A 20,409-nucleotide genomic window follows, 5' to 3' on the forward strand; every position below is an offset into this window, starting at 1 on the left:
GAATATATGAAGAAAAACATCGAAGGGTACCGGGAGCGCACTCCGCTAATCCTCATAACTGATTATAAAAATCAGGAGGTTATGGATATGATCCTGAAAGACCTTAATAATGAATTTAAAAATACTCATGAGTACAATAAGTTCGTACGGGAAATGAAAAATGGATTATTTTCCAGCATCATCCCGGAGACAAATTTTGAATGGATAAAGGACTATAGCTCCGCTTATTTTGCATGGAATATCCTTTCAACCATGGGCCCTAAGGAAATTAATCCACTAGAGGTTGATTTTTACCGTGAACGGCCTCCGGTCATTCAGCATAACTTATTGCCTGTTATTCCGGAAACGTATAAGGATGCCCTTTCAGTACTCTACACCTGTTTTGATAGCTGGGATGTCGATTTATTCTTTAAGATCAAAACACTCTCATCATTAAAAAATATCTGGATTCAGCGAAATCGAGAGTTACCAGAACCATTTAAATGGATTGACCTTAAAAACCATAAACAATGTGCATGGGCATTTAAATATGTTATGGAGCATATCAAACCCGATTACATGCCTTCATTTATGACTGAAATCAGACAACAACAAGTGATTACTTTTCTCACGGCAGTATTGTATTCCTGGCCTGCTCACCCTGACACTCGGCGTCTGATGATTCAACGGATGAAAAAAACATACAATCAGAATGTATTCCGGGAAAAGATTGCTGACAAAAAAGTGATTAACACCTATGTCCAGAAGGACATTAAAGAAAAGCTCGATATGCTTGCAAAGAAAAATGGTCGAAAAATTAACGAAGAGCTGGAAGTTATCATTATGAATGCCTGGCACGATGCCAGATATGCAGAAGATAAATAGCATTCACTCCAAATAATTTCAGACAGATATTATCTCAGTGAATCCCCCGCATCCTTTACAGGATCGCGGGTCTTTTTATTTTTCACATTGAGATCTCCGTATGCAAAAAATTGACGGCCTTCTGGCCATTGAGAAGCCTCTGGCTTCACTGCCTCCTACTCTTCGCAGTCTTATTCTTAAACGTCTTCGTAGTCTCACACAGTACGAGCCGGTTATTGGCATTATGGGCAAAAGTGGGTCAGGTAAATCGTCTCTCTGCAATGCCCTGTTCCAGGGCGAAGTCACGCCTGTCAGCGATGTGGCGGCCTGCACCCGCGATGTGCTGCGCTTCCGGTTTCGCAATGGCAATCACAGCCTGATGATTGTTGATTTACCTGGTGTTGGTGAAAGCGAGCAACGTGACGAAGAATACACCGCACTGTATCGTCGCATCCTACCCGAGCTGGATTTGGTGTTATGGGTCATCAAAGCTGATGATCGGGCACTGTCAGTGGATGAACACTTTTATCACAAAGTGATGCTGGCGTATCAGCGCCGGGTGCTGTTTGTTGTTAATCAGGCTGACAAGGCCGAGCCCTGCCATCAGTGGAGTGTTGTCGATAACCTGCCTTCCCCGGCTCAGATGTCGACGATTAAGGCGAAGCGAAATGCCGTACAACAGCAGTTTCTGCCGCATCACCTTGTTTGTGTGGTGTCAGCACGAACCGGGTGGGGTATTGAATCTCTGGTAAATACAATGATGAATAGCCTGCCTGACCGGGCCACCAGCCCATTGACGACACAACTGCATGGCAGGCTCTGCACAGAGCCAGTAAAAAAGCAGGCACGCGAGCGCTTTGGTAATGCAGTGGATGAAATGATTGGCACTGTGGAGTCATCATCTTTTCTGCCAGAGCCTGTAAGGGCTGTGATTCGAACCGTACGGGAAGCAGTGGTGACTGTAGCCCGTGCCGTCTGGGACTGGATTTTCTTCTGACAAACCGCTTATGGCGGACACTCCCTGTCCTTGCTGTGCTCAATTAATGAGCAGCCAATCCATCAATCAGGCGCAAAGCCGCATCATGGCTGAAATCCACATACTGAAAAAATACGCCTTCCCATGTCCATATCCTGTCCGACCTCTTCGTTACACTAATCACTTAATTTTCAGCCTGTTAACAGGATGGAGAAAATCTAATGTCCCAGACTGAGCGTCGCCATGAGCGGCTGGCGGTTCGGCTGTCCCTCATTATCAGCCGCCTTGTTGCTGGTGAAACACTGGATATGGGTCTTCTTGCCGCAGAGTTTGGTGTATCGCTCCGTACCCTCCGCCGCGATTTTCGTGAGCGACTGATGTACCTGGACCTGGAATATCGCGACGGCACCTGTCGTCTGCTTTCAGGTAGCCATCAGCGCGAACTGGCGGTGCTGACTTTTGCTCGTCAGTCAGGTGTGGAGGCCTTGTTTCCTGACATGGATAACCACATGGTCAGCTCACTGCTGAGTGGGCCCGGTGAGTCTCCGTGCCTCATATGGGCAGAATCGGAGTCATTGTCGCCGTCCAGGGCAGGCATATTTACACGCCTTGTCAGGGCCATATCAGAGCATCGTCGCGTGACGCTGCTGGCTGAAGGTTGTCGTTGCTCAGGGCTTGCACCATACCGCCTCGTACTCTGCGGCGGGCACTGGTATCTGACTGGAGAGCATCATCATCGCGTGGCGGTGTTTCCGCTGAAAGATATCCATGCGGTTACCTTGCACCCGGAACTGTTCGTGCCCGACCTTCAGATTCGTAACGTTCTCGCCGAACCGGAATTACTCAGAGCCCTTCCCCATTTTCACGTTTTTCACTCACTGCTCGCCAGAACCGGCGACGGTCTTTTACCTCATAAGGAATCATGATGAAGAAATTACTGACCACAACGGCGCTGGCCGTCAGTCTCTGCGCTGGCGCTGTCTTTCCGGCGTCTGCCGAAACTGTCGTGGGTACCGTCAAATTCTGGCAGTACATGCAGGCGGATGGCTGGAAATCGGCCGATGGCATGGATAACGACACGCTGAACAACACGCTCTATCAGGCCAGTGTCATTGGCAATTATTCCTGGACCAGGCAATTCCTGCTGCGTCAGCGTGGTGGTGGTGCTTATTTTCTCGCCGACAAGAAAACGCATACCGTGCGCAAGCTGAATCTGAAACCCGCCAGCGGTTATTACTCCGACCTGACATCGGTCTATCAGGGCGAAGACCAGGGGAAAGGGTGTTACTTCACTATCATCGACACCCAGTATCAGCTGGAACTGGCTGACGAACCTCACAGCAACCAGGTGCTTGCTGCATTCCCGGAAAACTGTGTCAACAAACAGCAGCAGGCTGCCCTGGCGGCGAAGCGTTCTGCCTCAGAGCAGAAATTGCAGCAGTGGGTAGCCCAACAGAGTCTGGCTGAGTTGTGCCGACGAACTGGCAACTGCTGAAGCAACGGAACGGACGAATAATAAGGAATCTGCACCATGAAGAAATTGTATCCACCTGTGCTTGCCGTTCTGACAGTTATCGGTGCAATGAGTGCCTCTGGCTGCGACAGCAAGGAAGATGCTGGCGTGAAAGCGATAGCCAGGTTTAAAGACCTGACTCCACCACCATTCAGCAAGGTTGTCTCGCATAAATCCGATATTGCCCAGGAATGGGTAAAAAAGGATGCCTTCGGTACACCGCAATATACGGTGATTAAAACCCGCCAGTCACCGGAAGGATGTGAGTCAGGCAATTATTACTACATTGCTGATATGCAGCAGAAAACGGTGCAGCCACTGATGGCAGCCCTGTGCCTTGCGGACAATATCACTCTGAGCTTCAGAATTGAAACCGACAGCTATACGGGAGAAAAATCGGTGGTGTATTCGCACGATGGCAAGGAAATGGGAAAACTCTATCTGCCGGAGAATCAGGAGAAAAATCCATGAAGAAGCTGAAAGGCGTTATCTCAGTTTTCGCTCTGAGCCTTTGTCTGCTGTCACCGGCTCAGGCCGAAGAACAGCGTTACATCAGTATCCGCAACACAGACATGGTCTGGGTGCCAGGCAATGTCTGCGTCTGGCAGTTTCGCCTGGACAACGGCGGAAGTGGTGAAGGATTCGGGCCTTTGACACTTTCCCTGCGTCTGAAAGATAAAGGGGGGAACACGCTGGCCATGGGGAATATGGCAGTGGCTGCATTTGGCGACAGCGATGCCACTCGCTCTCAGGAAGCCTCGCTGGAGAACGAATGCGTGGAAAACGTTAGCTCCGTCGAAATCATGAAGGCAACAGAAGAGCGTAATGGTTACCAGATTGACCTGCCACTTTCCGTTTTCGACCCGCAGTACTACCGACCTGTACAAGTCACGGTTGTCGGTGGTAAGGCATCTTAGCCGATTTGCCATCTGTTTGATTCAGCCCCTGTCGCTTATGCCGCAGGGGCTTTTTGTTTTAAGGAGGCTGAGTGCATGAGCTCATTGAATTGCCTGTTGGACCGTTTACTCGCCAGCAGGCAGAGGCGGTTGCGTCTGAATATTCCAACGTTGCTATAGAGGACGACCTGGGGACACATTTCCGTCTGGTTATCTATCATGAGCGTTGCATGGTCTGGCGAGCCTGGAACTTTGAGCAGGATGCCGGTTACTGGCTGAACAGGTATATCGCTCGTCATGGCATCCGCAAATTCCCTGCATAATCATCACCAGCGCATCATCGTTATAAACAAAGTCAGGCCACACCTCCTTCGGGAAGTGTGGCCTTTTGTATTTTTACCCACTTCATAAGGAGTTATCCATGCGATTAGCCAGCCGCTTTGGCCGTATAAATCAGATACGCCGTGACCGGCCTTTGACCAACGAAGAGCTGATGAGTCATGTCCCCAGCGTGTTCGGGAGTGACAAGCATGAATCTCGTTCAGACCGTTACACCTATATCCCGACTATCACCATCCTCGAAAGCCTGAAGCGTGAAGGCTTTGAGCCGTTTTTTGCCTGCCAGACAAAGGTTCGGGACCAGAGCAAGCGGGAGCACACCAAACACATGCTTCGCCTGCGTCGTGCCGGACAACTGACCGGCCATCAGGTGCCGGAAATCATTCTTCTTAACAGCCATGACGGCTCATCAAGCTACCAGATGCTGCCGGGGCTATTTCGTGGCGTCTGTACTAATGGTCTGGTCTGCGGTCAGTCATTCGGCGAAGTGCGGGTACCGCATAAAGGCAATGTCGTCGAGAAGGTAATTGAAGGGGCTTACGAAGTGCTCGGGGTCTTTGACCGGGTGGATGAGAAACGCGATGCAATGCAGTCGCTGGCGCTGCCAGCCCCGGCCCGTCACGCGCTGGCAAATGCCGCACTGAAGTATCGATTTGGTGAGGAGCACCAGCCGGTCACGGTATCGCAGTTGCTGACCCCACGTCGCCGTGAGGACTACAGCGATGACCTGTGGACCGTCTACCAGCGCGTGCAGGAGAACCTGATGAAAGGTGGATTGTCAGGGCGAACCGCTCAGGGGAAAAGCAGCCGCACTCGTGCTGTTACCGGTATTGATGGCGATGTGAAGCTCAATCGTGCCCTGTGGGTAATGGCAGAAAACATGCTCGATTTTTTCGGGCGTTAAACAACAGTTCCGGCATAAGGAGATAGTTTAATGAATACACAAAATCATCAGTTCGCGGAGCATTCCGCAATTACTGCCTCAGTGGTCCCGGACGAGTTACGCATCGGCTTCTGGCCGCAGCACTTTGGCTCCATCCCACAATGGATAACCCTTGAACCTCGCATTTTCGCTTGGATGGATCGGCTGTGCGCTGATTACAGCGGCGGCGTCTGGAGCTTTTACACACTCAGCAACGGCGGCGCATTTATGGCTCCGGAGCCCGACGGTGAGAAGTGGACGTTGTTCAACCCGATGAATGGAAACGATGCAGAGATGAGCGGAGAGGCTGCCGGTATAGCGGCCTGCCTGATGGCATACAGCCACCACGCTTGTCGCACCGAATGTGACGCGATGACTGAGCACTATTATCGCTTACGTGACTACGCGCTAAACCATCCGGAATGCAGCGCCATTATGTATCTAATCGACTGAGGAATACCTGACATGAATATCGCATTATCCCCGGTATCATCGCAGCCTGAACTCTTTCCGCTGGCGGTTATGGCCCAGCATAGTTGCCTGCTCCCCGCGACCTCCGGATTGACACCTTATGCCCAACGGACCATTCGACGTGCTATCAACCTGCTGGATAAATATCTGCGCCAGCCCGGCATGTCCTTTACCTCAAGCACGGCTGCCCGTGACTGGCTTCGGTTACAGCTGGCAGGACAAGAACGGGAAGTGTTTATGGTGCTCTATCTCGATAACCAGCACCGTTTACTGGAGAGTGAAACGCTATTTGCCGGTTCGGTTAACCATGTACAGGTCCATCCCCGTGAGGTGGTGAAGTCAGCGCTTCGCTTCAATGCTGCTGCTGTTGTGCTGGCGCATAACCATCCATCCGGTGATCCGGAGCCCAGCCAATGTGACCGCAACATTACGGGCAGGCTTAAAGAAGCGCTGGCACTGGTTGATGTGAACACTCTCGATCATCTGGTTATCGGTTCAGATGGAATTGTGTCGTTTGCAGAGCGAGGCTGGATATGAGGGCACTTCAATGAAATCTACTGACTCAGAGAACGATTCATTTCTCAAGTGGGGTCTGAATCGTAATGTGACACCTTGCTTTGGCGCTCGTCTAGTACAGGAGGGAAACCGGCTGCACTATCTGGCTGACCGGGCCAGTATCACTGGTAAGTTCAGCGAAGCAGAATGTCTTAAGTTGGATGTGGCATTCCCGCATTTTATTAGCCAGATGGAATCGATGCTGACTACTGGTGAAATGAATCCTCGCCATGCCCACTGTGTCACCCTGTACCACAATGGTTTCACCTGCGAAGCCGATACCCTTGGCAGTTGCGGCTACGTATACATCGCCGTTTACTCCACCCATCGTTAACTACTTTCACAAGAGCAAATATGAAAACTCTACCTGCAACAAATCCGCAGGCGGCGAAGCTATGTCTGTCGCCCGTGGCTGTCTGGCAAATGCTGCTTGCACGCCTGCTGGAACAACATTATGGCCTGACACTCAACGACACGCCATTCAGTGATGAAACGGTAATTCAGGAACATATCGATGCCGGTATATCTTTGGCCGATGCCGTTAATTTTCTGGTGGAAAAGTACGGGCTGGTTCGTATTGATCGCAGGGGATTCGACTGGCAAGAACAGTCCCCATATCTGCGGGCAGTCGATATTCTGCGGGCGCGACAGGCAACAGGTTTATTGAAAGCGCGGCACGGTGAACATTGGGAATAGCCTTCCTGATTCACACTGTAGCTTTCCTTACTTATTCAATTTACTCATTCCAAAAAGCACCTGCCGATGCTGGTTGGTGCTTTTACTTATATGGACGAAATATCATGCAAATTGAAGCTGTAATTTTAACTGGGCACATTATCGCAAGCACAATCCGGGAATGCTGGGCCGTCGTTGTTGATGGTTTTGACGCATACTACGAACAAGCTTATGATCCAGCACAATTTCTTTTCCTCATGAAGGGACTGGTATGGGCAACAGAATGTGGATGATCCGCGGTGACGGCGGCAAGCTCTATGACGATTTTCGCGATAAGCAAATTGTAGGCATCGGTTGGTCTCAGCTGGCTCCATTAGTCAAACCCGGCCTATCCCGAGCCCAGTTACTCGCCTTATACCAGGAGGCTGATCCCTTAACAAAGCTCGGAACAGCCCGTTCTGGCGCATCGCAGGTCTGGCGTTTTGTGAATGAGATCCAAAAGGGTGATTGGGTTATTACCTATTCGCCAGCCAACCGTACTTATTTGCTAGGCAAAGTTACTTCAGACTTCCAGTATCATCCTGAATGGGTGGAAGAGGGGATGGGTATCGCTCGGCAGGTTAAATGGAATACTCAAGAAATCGACCGCGATAGACTGTCTGTTGCTACCAAAAACACATTGGGTTCTACGCTGACGGTTTTCCAGCTTCCAGAATATGCGCTAGAAGAGCTTTTGCAGGATAAGAAACCCACTGCAGATGTAATTACTCAGAATCCAATTGCGATGGATGAAGATGAGGTTGTTTCTGATCCGCTTCGCGATATGGAAATGCTGGCGTTTGAGGGTATCAAAGATCGTATCAACTCTCTTGACTGGGATGAGATGCAAAATCTTGTTGCCGGAGTTTTACGCAGTATGGGCTATAAAACGCAGGTCTCACCTGCGGGAGCCGATCGGGGTAAAGACATCATTGCTTCACCTGATGGGTTCGGTTTTGAAAATCCGCGTATCATCGTTGAAGTAAAGCACCGCAGGGAACAGATGGGAAGCCAACAGATACGCAGCTTTATCGGCGGTCGCCATAAAGACGATCGCGGGCTTTATGTCAGTACAGGGGGTTTTACGAAAGATGCTCGATATGAAGCCGACCGTTCGACAATACCACTGACGCTCTGGACACTTGATGATCTCGTCCGTGCGCTTATTGAGAACTACGAACAAGTTGATATCGAGACTAAACTTTTGGTGCCTCTGAAGAAAACGTTCCTGCCTGCCTGAGTCTTGCTTCAACAGCCATATCAGTGTTCTACTGGTATGGCTTTATACCCACTCGCGATGTCTGTTTTTTGTACGGATTTTAACTTGTGGGTACAAGTGCGGGTACAGTCATTTATTCCTGATTTTAAACTACATTGATATCAGTCTGTTGGGTGTTAAATTCGAGTCCGGCCTTCGCACCATAAGTCCTTCCAAGGCCATCCGACAAATTCCACCAAACCTTTTAAAATTAATGCTTGCAGCGGTTTTTGCGTCCTGATTGTCCGAGATAGTTTGTTGAAATCCGGATGTCATTGAGGGCATCTTAACTTCGATTAGAAATGTGCCCCTAAATGAAGCTTAACGGCAGGCAGGTTGAGACCGCAAAGCCAAAAGACAAACCTAGAAAATGGCCGATGGCGGAAGTTTATATCTAGAGGTTTCGGTCAAGGGTTCTAAATACTGGTATATGAAGTACCGACGCCCCTCTGACAAAAAAGAGGATCGTCTTGCTTTTGGTGTTTGGCCTACTGTGACGCTTGCTCAGGCAAGAGCAAAGCGCGACGAAGCTAAAAAGTTGTTAATGCAGGGAATTGACCCTAAAGCCGAACAGAAAGAAACTCAGGCCGAGAAGTCGGGGGCATATACTTTAGAAACTATCGCTCGTGAATGGCATGCCAGTCACAAGCGTAGGAGTGAAGACCATAGATCGCGCGTTCTAGGCTATCTTGAGCTTTATATCTTCCTTCATATTGGTTCGTGCGACCTTCACCAGCTCAAAACCAGCCGTCTTTTAGCCCCAATTAAAAAAGTTGATGCCAGTGGTAAACACGACGTTGCTCATCGCCTGCAGCAGCGCGTGACAGCTATTATGCGATATGTCGTACAGAATGATTACATCGACTCTAATCCAGCCAGTGATATGGCCGGTGCGCAATCGACAACCAAAGCACGACATTACCCCGCTTTATCCTCAAGCCGATTCCCTGAGTTTCTTGCACGTCTTGCTGCATATCGTGGCCGTGTAATGACACGGATCGCGGTCTAGCTTTCCTTACTGACTTTTGTGCGTTCTAGTGAGTTACGTTACGCGCGTTGAGATGAGTTCGACTTCGATAAAGCCCTTTGGCGCGTACCTGCAAAACGAGAGGAAATTAAGGGTGTGCGTTACTCGTACCGTGGCATGAAAATGAAGGAGGAGCATATCGTTCCGCTTAGTCTGCAGGCGATGGTTTTGTTAGAGCAGCTTAAGCAGATTAGTGGTGATAAGAGTTGCTGTTCCCGGGGGATCACGACGCAACTAAGGTTATGAGTGAAAACACAGTAAATAGTGCGTTGCGTGCCATGGGTTATGACACCAAAAGAGAAGTATGTGGGCACGGTTTTAAAACAATGGCGCATGAGGCAATGGGGGAATCAGAATTGTGGAGCGATGACGCGATACAGCGCCGGTTAAGCCATACAGAACGTAATAATATTAAGGCTGCATATATCCATACATCCGAACATTTGGATGAGCGTCGTTTGATGGTTCAGTGGTGGACTGATTTTATCAATGCTAATCTTTCCGAAAAGATTACACCCTATGACTATACTGATAAGAACACTTGAATGGTTTTTATGTACTAAAAAATAGATGCGTAATAAATAAAACCGCGAGATAAACCTAACGGTTTTATTTTTAGAGATATTATTGTTTATTTTAAGTTTGCATTTTTAACTGACTCTTGACTTTTTATAAGGTCCACAACTCCAGCTAAAGAAGCTCTTTCCTAGGCTATGCCATTTCTCGTTAAGCTTAGGAGTTAAATTAGGTCTGTATGACTTTAAACTACCTTCACTTATATATTTTAATGTGTTGTGTAATAAATTATCTCCAAACCCATCATATTTTAAACATGATGGCTCACATGTACAATTTATCTCATTTAAACAATCACAGGAATATTCTTTCTTTAATTTCTGTAAGATAGTTCGCCAGAAATCTCCATGAGAGTTATCCAGTTCCAGTGCGGTTTTGAGATTAAATCCTTTTTTATGATCAATGTAAAATTTTACCGACTCATCAATTGAACAAAGATCTTTAAAAAAAGCTAATGACTTTTCTTTTTTTAACATCAGATTAAGACTTATTAAAACGCTCTCAATGGTATCTAAAGGCACTAAGGATTCAACTTCATGGACATCTAATATTTCTATAAATCCTGACTTGGTAGTCCTTGATCCTAAAAAATGAGAACTTGTTCCACCGAAAGGAGCTCGAGGGTGTGCCTTGTCATTATCAACAATACAGAAGGCAATTTCATTATTGCTAATTGTACGTTCAAACACATCTTTAGTGCTACCCCCGCCTCCATTGAGTGCATTGAAGTTAATAGTACAACGCATTAGGTCTTCATTATTTGCATAAAATGTGGCGATGACTTTAAAGAAATCAGAATCTAAGGGATTTTCACAAACAATCTTTGTTTTTTGTAGCTGAGAGGAGTCATTAAAATATAAAGGGCCACAAACAAACTTTATAGTTTCACCTAAGTCTACCCAATTAAACGAGTTATCGAGTATGTTGAAATCGACGACCACATAGAACGAAATCTTTGAGATAATGGAATTATATTCTCTGGAGCGTGAAAGCGCTTCTGATGCGAAGTGTTTCGACGATGCGCTATAAATCCCGCTTTGTTCTTCAATAATGCAATTAAAGAAGTCTCTATGTGCGATTAATATATGCTTATTTTCAGCAAATGAACGCAAAAGATTTTCAATTGAAATCGTGAATTTATCATTAATAATATCTTCTTTTTTGAACTCATTTATTTTTATCAGCATCATTTTCTACCTGAAAAGAAACCAATTGGCCAGTTTTGGATAAAACCTTCTTCATCAAAGTAGGACGTCTTGACTATTGTTTGTTGTTGTTCGTTCTTTTCAAATACTAATATAGATACGTCACTTTCGGCAAGACCGATGTTATCCTCTATACACTCACCAAGAGCTTCTATCATCGTTTGGCTATGGGTTTCAAAAATTATTTTAAGATCAACATTATTTTCTTTTGCTTTAATTATTACTTTGGCAAATACTTTTGCGAGGTTGTGCTGATACGCAGGGTGCAAATGCAGTTCAGGCTGTTCAATAATAAATGTAATTGGTTTTTTGGGTGAGGCAGTTCTTCTATCGGTTTCAAGCCAAATCGCTGTCACTATGGGCAAAACTTGTGAGTAACCAAAGCCCATATCACTGATGTTATAGTTTTCACTATTTTCACCGGTATTAATCAATATTGCAAAGTGGGAGCCCGTTTGTTCGACCTTAATAATGAAATCAAAATTAGACTTTGTCCATTCTTCAAATCTCAATTTGTCGGTTTGTTTCAGAGAATTCAAAAGCATTGCTAAGTTTGAACCTGTATGGTCTATTTCATTTACCTGAAGGTCTTGAAATCTGTAAAATCTCTCAGATGTGGCTCTAAGGGGGGCAATATATTTCACATTTCCGAATATGCTAGATAAAGACGTATTAATGATATCTATTATATTATTAATGTTCCAACCAATGACAAACGGATACAACTCATTCATAATCTCATCGCGATGAGATTCAAAGTTCTTAGTAAATGTTTTTTGCTCCTTGAAAAGAAACTCTACAAGTCTCCCGGCGTGCTCCTTTGGTATGAAATTTATTCTAGTAAAGGATTGGAAAACCTGCTTAATGTCTGATTTGACATGAAAATATTGCTTTATAAATTTTGATGCAGAGTCAATAAATGAGGATTCTAAAGCTCTATCTCGTCTTGTCCCCATTAAATAAAAAGAATTTGGTGTTATAGGGGCATCATCCTTTCCTTTTAAATGAATGTTTGGAATGAACTGACCGAGATTTTTTGCTATTATATTTTCACGTTCTAATGTTTTACCTTCAGATTCTATTTGTAATTTTACATTATTGTTATCATCTAGCATAAAGTTTATGGTCGAGTCATCAAATATTACTTTTATGTTTTTTGTTTTGGTTTTTTTATCTTTTGAATAGACTGTTAGCTCGATGTCAACATTTGTGTCTTTGTCTGAAAGTTCTTTAAAACGATAATATGAATATCGCAGAGCCAGCTCAGGTGCGATCGAAAAGGAAAAGCTGAATGTTATTTCTTTACTTTCTGAGTTTTTAGAAAGTACGTCCGTAAAATCACCAAAATCAATGTAACGGCCGTACCATAGTATCGGGCCTGTTGTATTTTCTTCTATAGACTGACGAAATAGAGGAAATGTGCGTAATAAAGAGCTTTTGCCGCTACTATTTTTACCCACAAAAACAGTTATTGGTTTTAATTCAATAAACGTTTTATTCACAAAACTTCTGAAATTTTGTAGCCCGATACCTTTAATCATTCACTTTCTCACTTAAGTTAAATTGGCGTTTAGTCCGTGTGAATGATGTTCATTATCTACGGGATAGATTCATAATGCTATACCCTTAACATGAAAGTAATAGAAGTATGTAAATGAATACTCCACAGGTGACTTATACAGGTTCTCTAAATCGGCTAATGATGGTAACACCTGTTTCCATTCGCTGCCTGAATAAGTGGTGAGCACATGTTTTAGCGCATTGACATACTCACACCCGGTTCTGCATGCCGTCAGCATCGCACGGATCTTGTCTTTCTCCAATTCCGATAACCTGACACAGATACCACTCTCCTCAACTGTTTTCTCGATAGCAGCACTCATTTCTTTGTCCTGTATCGTTTGCGATAGTCCGCATAGCAGGTATCATTTTGCGCATTGCATTCCACAACTGAATTCTTGCCTCTGCATATTGCAGTATGGCTGCGATCTCCCCGAGGGTTTCATGACTAACACTAACTTTTCTCAAACGGCTGCGTTTATCTGGTCGGTGGCTGATCTGCTGCGCGGTGACTTCAAACAGTCCCAGTACGGGCGCGTGATCCTGCCATTTACGCTGCTGCGCCGCCTTGAGTGCGTGCTGGCGGAGACTAAAGACGCAGTTGTGGCTAAATATGATGAATTAAAAACCAGCCCACTGCCGGAAGATGCCAAAGAGAAGTTTCTGCTGCGCGCCAGTACGTTCTCCTTCTTCAACACCTCGAAGATGGATCTGGGCAAGATGGGGCAGAACGACATCAAAGCCAACCTGGAAAGCTACGTACAGGCGTTCTCCCCAGACGCACGTGAAATCTTTGAGCACTTCAAATTCAGCGAGTTTGTCGGCCTGCTGGAAGATGCCAATCTGCTGTTTAAAGTGGTGAAGAAATTCGCCACTACCGACCTTAGCCCGAAAGCCATTTCCAACTATGAAATGGGCCTGGTGTTTGAAGAGCTTATCCGTCGTTTTGCGGAAAGCTCTAACGAGACAGCCGGTGAGCACTTCACCCCACGCGATATCGTGCGCCTGACCACCTCGCTGGTGTTTATGGAAGATGATGAAGCGCTGACGCAGGACGGTATCATCCGCACCATTTATGACCCGACGGCCGGGACCGGCGGCTTCCTCTCTTCAGGCATGGAATATGTGCATGAGCTGAACCCTAACGCGGTGATGCGTGCCTTTGGTCAGGAGCTTAACCCGGAATCTTACGCTATCTGTAAAGCCGATATGCTGATCAAAGGTCAGGACGTCAGCCGGATTAAACTGGGTAACACCCTCTCTAACGACCAGTTACCGCAGGACCAGTTCGACTACATGCTCTCTAACCCGCCGTTTGGTGTGGACTGGAAGAAGATTGAGGGCGAGATTAACGACGAACATACGCAGAAAGGCTTTAACGGTCGATTTGGACCGGGCCTGCCGCGTGTATCCGACGGCTCGTTGCTGTTCCTGATGCACCTGATCAGCAAAATGCGCGACAACCACAATGTGGATGGCACCGTGAGCAACGGCGGGCGTATCGGGATTATCCTTAACGGTTCGCCACTGTTTACTGGCGGGGCAGGCAGCGGTGAGAGCGAGATCCGTCGCTACATTCTGGAAGCCGATTTGCTGGAAGGCATTGTCGCGCTGCCAACGGACATGTTCTACAACACCGGCATTGCCACCTACGTCTGGATCCTCTCCAACAAGAAAGCACCTGAGCGTAAAGGCAAAGTACAGCTGATTGATGGCACTAATCTGTGCGGCAAGATGCGTAAATCACTGGGTTCCAAGCGCAACCTGATGGGTGAAGACGATATCAAGTTGATCACGCGGACCTTTGGTGATTTTGAGGTGGTGGATTCCACAACTCTGGAAGAACTTGGCCTGGAAAAAGCCACCGAGCAAAAATCCAGCCGTGGCCGTCAGCCTGCCACTGCCAAAACCGAAGCGCCGAAAACCTTTGCCAGCAAAATCTTTAACAGCACCGACTTTGGCTATCGCCGCCTGACCATTGAGCGCCCGCTGCGTTTATCTGCTCAGTTGACGGATGAGGCGATTGTGACTCTGCGCTTTGCGCCGAAGCCGTTTAACGCGCCAATGGAACGGCTGTATGAAGAGTTCGCATCCCAGTGGCAGGAGGACACCTATGGTGATTTCTCTGAACTGGAAGCCGAAGCGCGCGCCATCATTAAAGCTGAATTTGCCGAGCTGAAAGAGAAACAGATTAAAGACCTGCTCGACAGCAAACTGTGGCTGGCGCAGCGCGCTTTGATGGAAAAAGCGCAGCAGATTCAGACTGCTCTGGGTACGCAGGCGGGTGGTAAAACGCTGGTGAGCAATGACTTCAACCAGTTCCAGTTGACCCTGAAAGGGGCCATCAAAACAGCTGGCGTGAAGCTGGATGCGAAAGAAAACAAGCAGTTTATCGATGCTATCACTACGAGAAACCCGGATGCCGAGCCGGTGGTGAAAAAGGTACTGAAAGAAGCTGCTCAGCCGCTGTACGGTGCGTTTGAATACAAAGGCAAGGTTGTTGAGTTTGAGCAGGACGGCGAGCTGCGTGATAACGAAAACGTGCCGCTGAACCCGACATTATCTACCAGCGATTTGATTGAAAACTACTTCAAAGCAGAAGTGCTGCCGCATGTGAATGACGCGTGGATCAATGCCGATAAGCGCGACGCGAAAGATAATGAGGTGGGGATTGTCGGTTATGAAATTCCGTTTAACCGCCATTTCTATGTCTACCAGCCACCGCGCCCGCTGGAGGAAATTGATGCCGATCTGGATGCGGTCAGCGCCGAGATTATGAAACTGCTGCAGGAGGTACATTCCTGATGGCTAAATATAAGGCGTATCCGGAGTATAAGGACTCTGGGATTGAATGGTTGGGTGAGGTCCCCAGCCATTGGGAAATCTTATCTGCAAAACGCATGTTTCAAAGCGTGCGTACACCGGCATATAAAAGTGATGAGCAGCTCGCAGCAAGCCAAAAGTATGGTGTAATTCCCCAGTCCTTAATGATGCAATTAAATGAATCAAAAGTGATGCTTGCATTAAAAGGAACGGAATCATTCAGACATGTAGAAGCTAATAATTTTGTTATAAGTTTACGTAGCTTTGAGGGCGGTATTGAATATAGCCAGTACACTGGCTGTGTATCGCCCGCATATACTGTATTGAAAAATTCTAAACCGATCAGCTATTGTTATTATCGTTATCTTTTGAAATGCATGCCTTTTATTGCTGCATTACAATCATCGACGGATAGCTTAAGAGATGGAAAATCAATTAACTATGAGCAGTTCAGTGCTCTCAGCCTACCATTATCTTCGGTTCAGGAACAAAATGTAATCGCAGCTTTCCTCGATCACGAAACCGCAAAAATCGACAACCTAATTGAGAAGCAACAACGACTGATTGAACTACTGAAAGAAAAACGTCAGGCAGTGATTAGTCATGCCGTCACCAAAGGGCTAAACCCTGATGTGCCGATGAAAGATTCTGGTGTTAAGTGGTTGGGAGAAGTGCCGGAGCATTGGGTTATCAAACGGTTAAAACATATCTCTCCTAAAGTTGGTGTTGGGCTCGTTATTAATCCTTCTACATATACTAAAGATGAAGGTGTCTATTTTATATTTGGTGGTGATGTTAAAGAGTTTGGATTCGACTTAACTAAAACAAGACGAATTTCACCTCAAGATAGCAATAAACTACTTCCTTCAAGATTAAATAGTAGAGATTTAGTCTCAGTACGTGTTGGATATCCTGGAATCACGTCAGTGGTTACCGATGATTTAGAGGGCTCTAATTGCGCGTCAATTATCATCATCAGAAGAGGCAGTTACAACTCTGACTGGCTATGTGCTGCAATGAATGTCTGGGTTGGAAGACAACAAGTTGATCTTGCTTCTTATGGTGCAGCACAAAAGCAGTTTAACGTATCGGACGCTATTGAATTTGTTTTTCCTGTACCTCCGATAAATGAGCAGAATGATATAGCTGATTTCGTCCAAAAAACGTTGAACAAATTTGATGATTTAACTCAGAAAGCTTTCAAACAGATAGAGTTGCTACAAGAGCGCCGCTCCGCCCTGATCTCCGCCGCCGTCACCGGAAAAATCGACGTTCGCGATTGGGTTGCACCTAGCACGCAGGACGTTGAGGAGCCACAGGAGGCCACCGTATGAGCATGGACAGCACCAAAGAGTTGATTTTTCAGGATGAGATAATCGCTCAGATGATCGATCGAGGTTGGGTTCGTGGCAAAACCGACGGCTACGATCGCGAACGTGCGCTGTACTCGCAGGATGCCCTGACCTTCGTGCAAACCACGCAGCCGCAGGAGTGGGAGAAGTTTACCAAAATTTATCCTTCGGATACCGAGCGTCATTTCCTCGATGCGCTGGTGGCGCAGCTGAAAAAAGCGGATATCAACGCCACCGATATGTTGTCTCGTACTTACGGCACGCTTGGCGTGCTGCGTCACGGTATCAAAAGCCATAACGCGCGTTTTTCCCTGTGCCAGTTTAAGCCGGAACATAACCTCAATCCGGAAACCCTGACTCGCTATAAACAGAATATCTGCCGCATCGTGCCGGAGCTGGTTTACAGCCCGCATGCGTCGAACGCCGCATTTAAAGAAACGGGTACCAAGGCAAAGAAATGGCGTATCGACCTGGTATTGTTCATCAATGGCCTGCCGGTAGCGACGCTGGAACTGAAGTCTGAATTTAAGCAGACGGTACAAAACGCCATTACGCAATATAAGAAAACGCGTTTGCCGAAAGATCCAGGCACCAATAAACCCGAGCCGCTGCTGACTTTTAAACGCGGCGCACTGGTGCACTTTGCCGTCAGCCAGTACGAAGTGTTTATGGCGACCAAACTCGATGGCGATAAAACCTTCTTTCTGCCGTTTAACAAAGGCACCCATGACGGCGGCGCGGGAAACGATATCCCGGAAGATGCCAACGATTACGCCACCAGCTACCTGTGGAATGAGGTGCTGCTGCCGGGCAATCTGCTGAAAATTCTCGCCAGTTTTGTGCATCTGCAAATCGTCGAAAAAGAAAACGCCATTGGCCTGAAGTACAAAAGCGAGAGCCTGATTTTCCCACGCTATCACCAGTGGGACGTGGTGAACAAACTGATCACTGCCGCCACAGTGGAAGGCACCGGCAATAAATACCTGATTCAGCACAGCGCTGGGTCGGGCAAATCGAACTCTATCGCCTGGACGGCCCATCAGCTTTCCCGCCTGTACGATGAAAACGGCGAGAAGCAGTTCCACTCGGTGATTGTGGTGACGGACCGCACCGTGCTGGACGATCAGCTGCAGGACACCATCTATCAGTTTGAACATCAGGATGGTGTGGTCGGGCGTATCAATAACAAAGAAGGCGACGGCTCTAAATCGGAAAAGCTGGCGAGCGCGCTGGAAAACTCGCAGCCGATTATTATCGTCACCATTCAGACCTTCCCGTTTGTGCTGAAGGCCATTGAAAACAGCGTCAGCCTCAAACAGCGCAAATACGCGGTGATTGCCGATGAAGCGCACTCCTCGCAGAGTGGCTCTACGGCGCGTCAGCTGAAAGAAGTGCTGATGACCGAAGAAACGGATGACGATGTGGAGATGTCTTCAGAAGATATTCTGGATGTCACCGTCGCCGCGCGTAAAGGCAGCAACAACCTCAACTATTACGCCTTTACCGCCACACCGAAAGCCAAAACGCTGGAGCTGTTTGGCCGTCGTCCTAATCCACAGGAACCGGCGTCGAAAACGAACAAACCGGAAGCATTCCACGTTTACTCCATGCGCCAGGCCATCGAAGAAGGTTTTATTCTCGATGTGCTGAAGAACTACACCAACTATAAAGTGGCGTACAAGCTGCTGCAAAAGCTGGACGATCCTGACCGGGAGGTAGACAGCAAAAAAGCGAAGATCAAACTGAACCAGTGGGTTTCGCTGCACGATCATAACGTGTCGCAGAAAGTGAAGGTGATTGTTGAGCACTTCCGCAAGCATGTGATGCACTTGCTGGCCGGCCAGGCGAAAGCGATGGTGGTGACCAGTTCGCGTAAGGCTGCGGTGCGCTATAAGCTGGCGTTCGATAAATACATCGCCGAGCAAAAGTACGACAAGATCAGCGCAATGGTGGCGTTCTCCGGGGAAGTGGAATTCCATGAAGATGACCACAACAGCCTTGCGCTGCTTAATCAGAAGTTTACCGAAATCAATATGAACCCAGGTCTGAAAGGCCGGGATATGCGTAAAGCGTTTGATACCGACGATTACCAGGTGATGCTGGTGGCCAACAAATTCCAGACTGGTTTTGATCAACCCAAGCTGTGCGCCATGTATGTGGATAAAAAGCTGGGCGGCGTGGAGTGTGTACAGACGCTGTCGCGCCTGAACCGTACCTATCCTGGAAAGGCGCAGTCCGGTACCTTTGTGCTCGATTTCTGGAACGAACCCGACGAGATTTTGGGCGCTTTCCAGCCGTACTACCAGACAGCGGAACTGACGGATGTTAGCGATCCACAGTTGGTCTTTGAGCTTTATGAAAAGCTGCGGGCTAGCGGTATTTTCTTATGGAACGAAGTTGAGCAGTTCTGTGAGGCGTTCTTCAGTAAAAACAAATCCAACGCGGCCATTAGTAATATCTGCAAACCAGCAATGGAACGCTGGAAGCATCGCTACACCTCGGCGATTGACGCCTATGTGCTGGCGAAAGAGATGTTTGAACGCACCAAAAAGACCGGCGATATTGTGCTGATCACCAATGCGGAAAACACCTTTAAGGACTGCGAGAAAGAAAAAAGTAAGCTCGATATCTTCAAGAAAGATCTCGGCAGCTTTGTCCGCTTTTACGAGTTTATGTCGCAAATCGTCGATTACGACGACAAGAACCTGGAAAAGCTGAGCCTCTTTGCCCGTCACCTGCGCCCGTTGCTGCACGAACAGCGCATCGAAGAAGATGAGATTGATTTAAGCAACGTGGAGATGAGCCATTACCGCTTGTCGAAGCTCCACGAACAGCATCTTAAGCTGCAAGAGGATGCTGAAGAATACAAAATCAAGCCGGGTAATGATGTCGGTACGGCGAAGCCCAAGGACAAGAAAGAGGAGTTTCTTTCAAATATCCTGGCGCGTCTGAATGAGCTTTTTGTCACCGATAATCTGACCGATAAAGACATGATCAATTATGCTTTTGCAGTGCGCGACAAGCTGTCAGAAAACCAGGCAGTGATGACCCAGATCGCCAACAATACGCGCGAGCAGGCGATGCTGGGCGATTTCCCGAAAGCCATTGATGATGCCGTGATGGACAGCAACGACGCCCAGCAGGAGATGATGGTGCAATACCTCTCTAACCCTGAACTGGCGAAGGGCTTTGCGCGGGTGGTATTTGATATGTTAAAAGGGGCTTAAATTTTATTTGTATTAAAAGGAAGGATGTTTTTTAAGGTATAAAAGCTTTAGTATTACAAAAAATGCTTATCTATTAAATATCCTTCATTCCTTAATTGAGCTAGTTTAAGCATTATAGGGAGTGTATAAATATTGTGGAAGACCAAACAAGG

Annotated in this window: 20 protein-coding genes and 1 pseudogene; 18 read left to right on the forward strand and 3 right to left on the reverse strand. The window is 47.2% G+C overall.

All coding sequences use genetic code 11. The features are described from left to right. From ACF8PE_RS16795 to ACF8PE_RS16865, 15 genes and pseudogenes are all read left to right on the forward strand, one after another. The coding region (locus ACF8PE_RS16795) for a hypothetical protein (protein WP_392495078.1) at positions 1 to 864 on the forward strand (864 nt) is incomplete at its 5' end. Between the two features lie 100 nt (positions 865 to 964). After that, the gene (locus ACF8PE_RS16800; RefSeq protein ID WP_324693507.1) at positions 965 to 1,840 is read left to right on the forward strand and encodes a GTPase family protein; all 876 of its coding nucleotides are present in this window, start codon (positions 965 to 967) and stop codon (positions 1,838 to 1,840) included. Positions 1,841 to 2,040: 200 nt separating this feature from the next. Then, positions 2,041 to 2,745 carry a WYL domain-containing protein gene (locus ACF8PE_RS16805; RefSeq protein WP_392495079.1) on the forward strand — a complete coding sequence of 235 codons (705 nt, stop codon included), beginning with the start codon at positions 2,041 to 2,043 and terminating at the stop codon, positions 2,743 to 2,745. Beyond that, on the forward strand, positions 2,745 to 3,314 hold the full coding sequence (locus tag ACF8PE_RS16810) for a hypothetical protein (protein ID WP_392495080.1): 570 nt from the start codon (positions 2,745 to 2,747) through the stop codon (positions 3,312 to 3,314). The genes ACF8PE_RS16805 and ACF8PE_RS16810 overlap by 1 nt, the downstream gene beginning before the upstream one ends. A 36-nt stretch (positions 3,315 to 3,350) precedes the next feature. After that, positions 3,351 to 3,803, forward strand: coding sequence for a YfjS/YafY family lipoprotein (locus tag ACF8PE_RS16815; RefSeq protein ID WP_335274659.1), 453 nt, complete (start codon positions 3,351 to 3,353; stop codon positions 3,801 to 3,803). Then, complete coding sequence (locus tag ACF8PE_RS16820; protein WP_014226752.1) at positions 3,800 to 4,249, forward strand: IrmA family protein; 450 nt, start codon at positions 3,800 to 3,802, stop codon at positions 4,247 to 4,249. The genes ACF8PE_RS16815 and ACF8PE_RS16820 overlap by 4 nt, the downstream gene beginning before the upstream one ends. Before the next feature lie 71 nt (positions 4,250 to 4,320). After that, positions 4,321 to 4,551, forward strand: coding sequence for a DUF905 domain-containing protein (locus ACF8PE_RS16825; RefSeq protein ID WP_392495081.1), 231 nt, complete (start codon positions 4,321 to 4,323; stop codon positions 4,549 to 4,551). A gap of 98 nt (positions 4,552 to 4,649) precedes the next feature. Beyond that, a complete protein-coding gene (locus tag ACF8PE_RS16830) occupies positions 4,650 to 5,471 on the forward strand; it encodes a DUF932 domain-containing protein (RefSeq protein WP_392495082.1) in 822 nt (273 codons plus the stop codon). A gap of 30 nt (positions 5,472 to 5,501) precedes the next feature. Next, positions 5,502 to 5,942 (forward strand): antirestriction protein, encoded by a 441-nt coding sequence (locus tag ACF8PE_RS16835; RefSeq protein ID WP_392495083.1) that lies wholly within the window; start codon positions 5,502 to 5,504, stop codon positions 5,940 to 5,942. A gap of 12 nt (positions 5,943 to 5,954) precedes the next feature. Further along, positions 5,955 to 6,497, forward strand: coding sequence for a DNA repair protein RadC (gene radC, locus ACF8PE_RS16840; RefSeq protein WP_001757893.1), 543 nt, complete (start codon positions 5,955 to 5,957; stop codon positions 6,495 to 6,497). Between the two features lie 10 nt (positions 6,498 to 6,507). Then, on the forward strand, positions 6,508 to 6,849 hold the full coding sequence (locus tag ACF8PE_RS16845; RefSeq protein WP_021530984.1) for a type IV toxin-antitoxin system YeeU family antitoxin: 342 nt from the start codon (positions 6,508 to 6,510) through the stop codon (positions 6,847 to 6,849). 20 nt (positions 6,850 to 6,869) lie between these two features. After that, positions 6,870 to 7,211: a TA system toxin CbtA family protein gene (locus ACF8PE_RS16850; RefSeq protein ID WP_021530985.1), complete on the forward strand. Its 342-nt coding sequence runs from the start codon at positions 6,870 to 6,872 to the stop codon at positions 7,209 to 7,211. A gap of 104 nt (positions 7,212 to 7,315) precedes the next feature. Then, on the forward strand, positions 7,316 to 7,483 hold the full coding sequence (locus tag ACF8PE_RS16855; RefSeq protein WP_392495084.1) for a hypothetical protein: 168 nt from the start codon (positions 7,316 to 7,318) through the stop codon (positions 7,481 to 7,483). Further along, complete coding sequence (locus tag ACF8PE_RS16860; protein WP_004108748.1) at positions 7,462 to 8,469, forward strand: restriction endonuclease; 1,008 nt, start codon at positions 7,462 to 7,464, stop codon at positions 8,467 to 8,469. The genes ACF8PE_RS16855 and ACF8PE_RS16860 overlap by 22 nt, the downstream gene beginning before the upstream one ends. A gap of 332 nt (positions 8,470 to 8,801) precedes the next feature. Then, positions 8,802 to 10,059 (forward strand): annotated as a pseudogene (locus ACF8PE_RS16865) (tyrosine-type recombinase/integrase). 105 nt (positions 10,060 to 10,164) lie between these two features. On the opposite strand, the gene ACF8PE_RS16870 reads toward ACF8PE_RS16865, so the two are convergent. The 3 genes from ACF8PE_RS16870 to ACF8PE_RS16880 all read right to left on the reverse strand — a co-directional run bounded on the left by ACF8PE_RS16870 (position 10,165) and on the right by ACF8PE_RS16880 (position 13,178). Beyond that, on the reverse strand, positions 10,165 to 11,280 hold the full coding sequence (locus tag ACF8PE_RS16870; protein WP_392495085.1) for a hypothetical protein: 1,116 nt from the start codon (positions 11,278 to 11,280) through the stop codon (positions 10,165 to 10,167). Continuing rightward, the gene (locus ACF8PE_RS16875; protein ID WP_392495086.1) at positions 11,277 to 12,836 is read right to left on the reverse strand and encodes a DUF3696 domain-containing protein; all 1,560 of its coding nucleotides are present in this window, start codon (positions 12,834 to 12,836) and stop codon (positions 11,277 to 11,279) included. Before ACF8PE_RS16875 ends, ACF8PE_RS16870 begins: the two co-directional genes overlap by 4 nt. Before the next feature lie 69 nt (positions 12,837 to 12,905). After that, a complete protein-coding gene (locus tag ACF8PE_RS16880; RefSeq protein WP_392495087.1) occupies positions 12,906 to 13,178 on the reverse strand; it encodes a hypothetical protein in 273 nt (90 codons plus the stop codon). A 121-nt stretch (positions 13,179 to 13,299) separates the two neighbouring features. Between ACF8PE_RS16880 and ACF8PE_RS16885 the strand changes: the two genes are divergently transcribed. The 3 genes from ACF8PE_RS16885 to ACF8PE_RS16895 are packed head-to-tail and all read left to right on the forward strand — an operon-like array spanning position 13,300 to position 20,257. Then, positions 13,300 to 15,660, forward strand: coding sequence for an N-6 DNA methylase (locus ACF8PE_RS16885; RefSeq protein ID WP_392495088.1), 2,361 nt, complete (start codon positions 13,300 to 13,302; stop codon positions 15,658 to 15,660). Further along, positions 15,660 to 17,012: a restriction endonuclease subunit S gene (locus ACF8PE_RS16890; RefSeq protein WP_392495089.1), complete on the forward strand. Its 1,353-nt coding sequence runs from the start codon at positions 15,660 to 15,662 to the stop codon at positions 17,010 to 17,012. The genes ACF8PE_RS16885 and ACF8PE_RS16890 overlap by 1 nt, the downstream gene beginning before the upstream one ends. Beyond that, on the forward strand, positions 17,009 to 20,257 hold the full coding sequence (locus ACF8PE_RS16895) for a type I restriction endonuclease subunit R (RefSeq protein ID WP_392495090.1): 3,249 nt from the start codon (positions 17,009 to 17,011) through the stop codon (positions 20,255 to 20,257). The genes ACF8PE_RS16890 and ACF8PE_RS16895 overlap by 4 nt, the downstream gene beginning before the upstream one ends. The last annotated feature ends 152 nt before the right edge of the window (positions 20,258 to 20,409 follow it).

This window comes from Leclercia sp. GLN_9 (assembly GCF_043105735.1).
GTDB classification, from domain to species: domain Bacteria; phylum Pseudomonadota; class Gammaproteobacteria; order Enterobacterales; family Enterobacteriaceae; genus Enterobacter; species Enterobacter adecarboxylatus.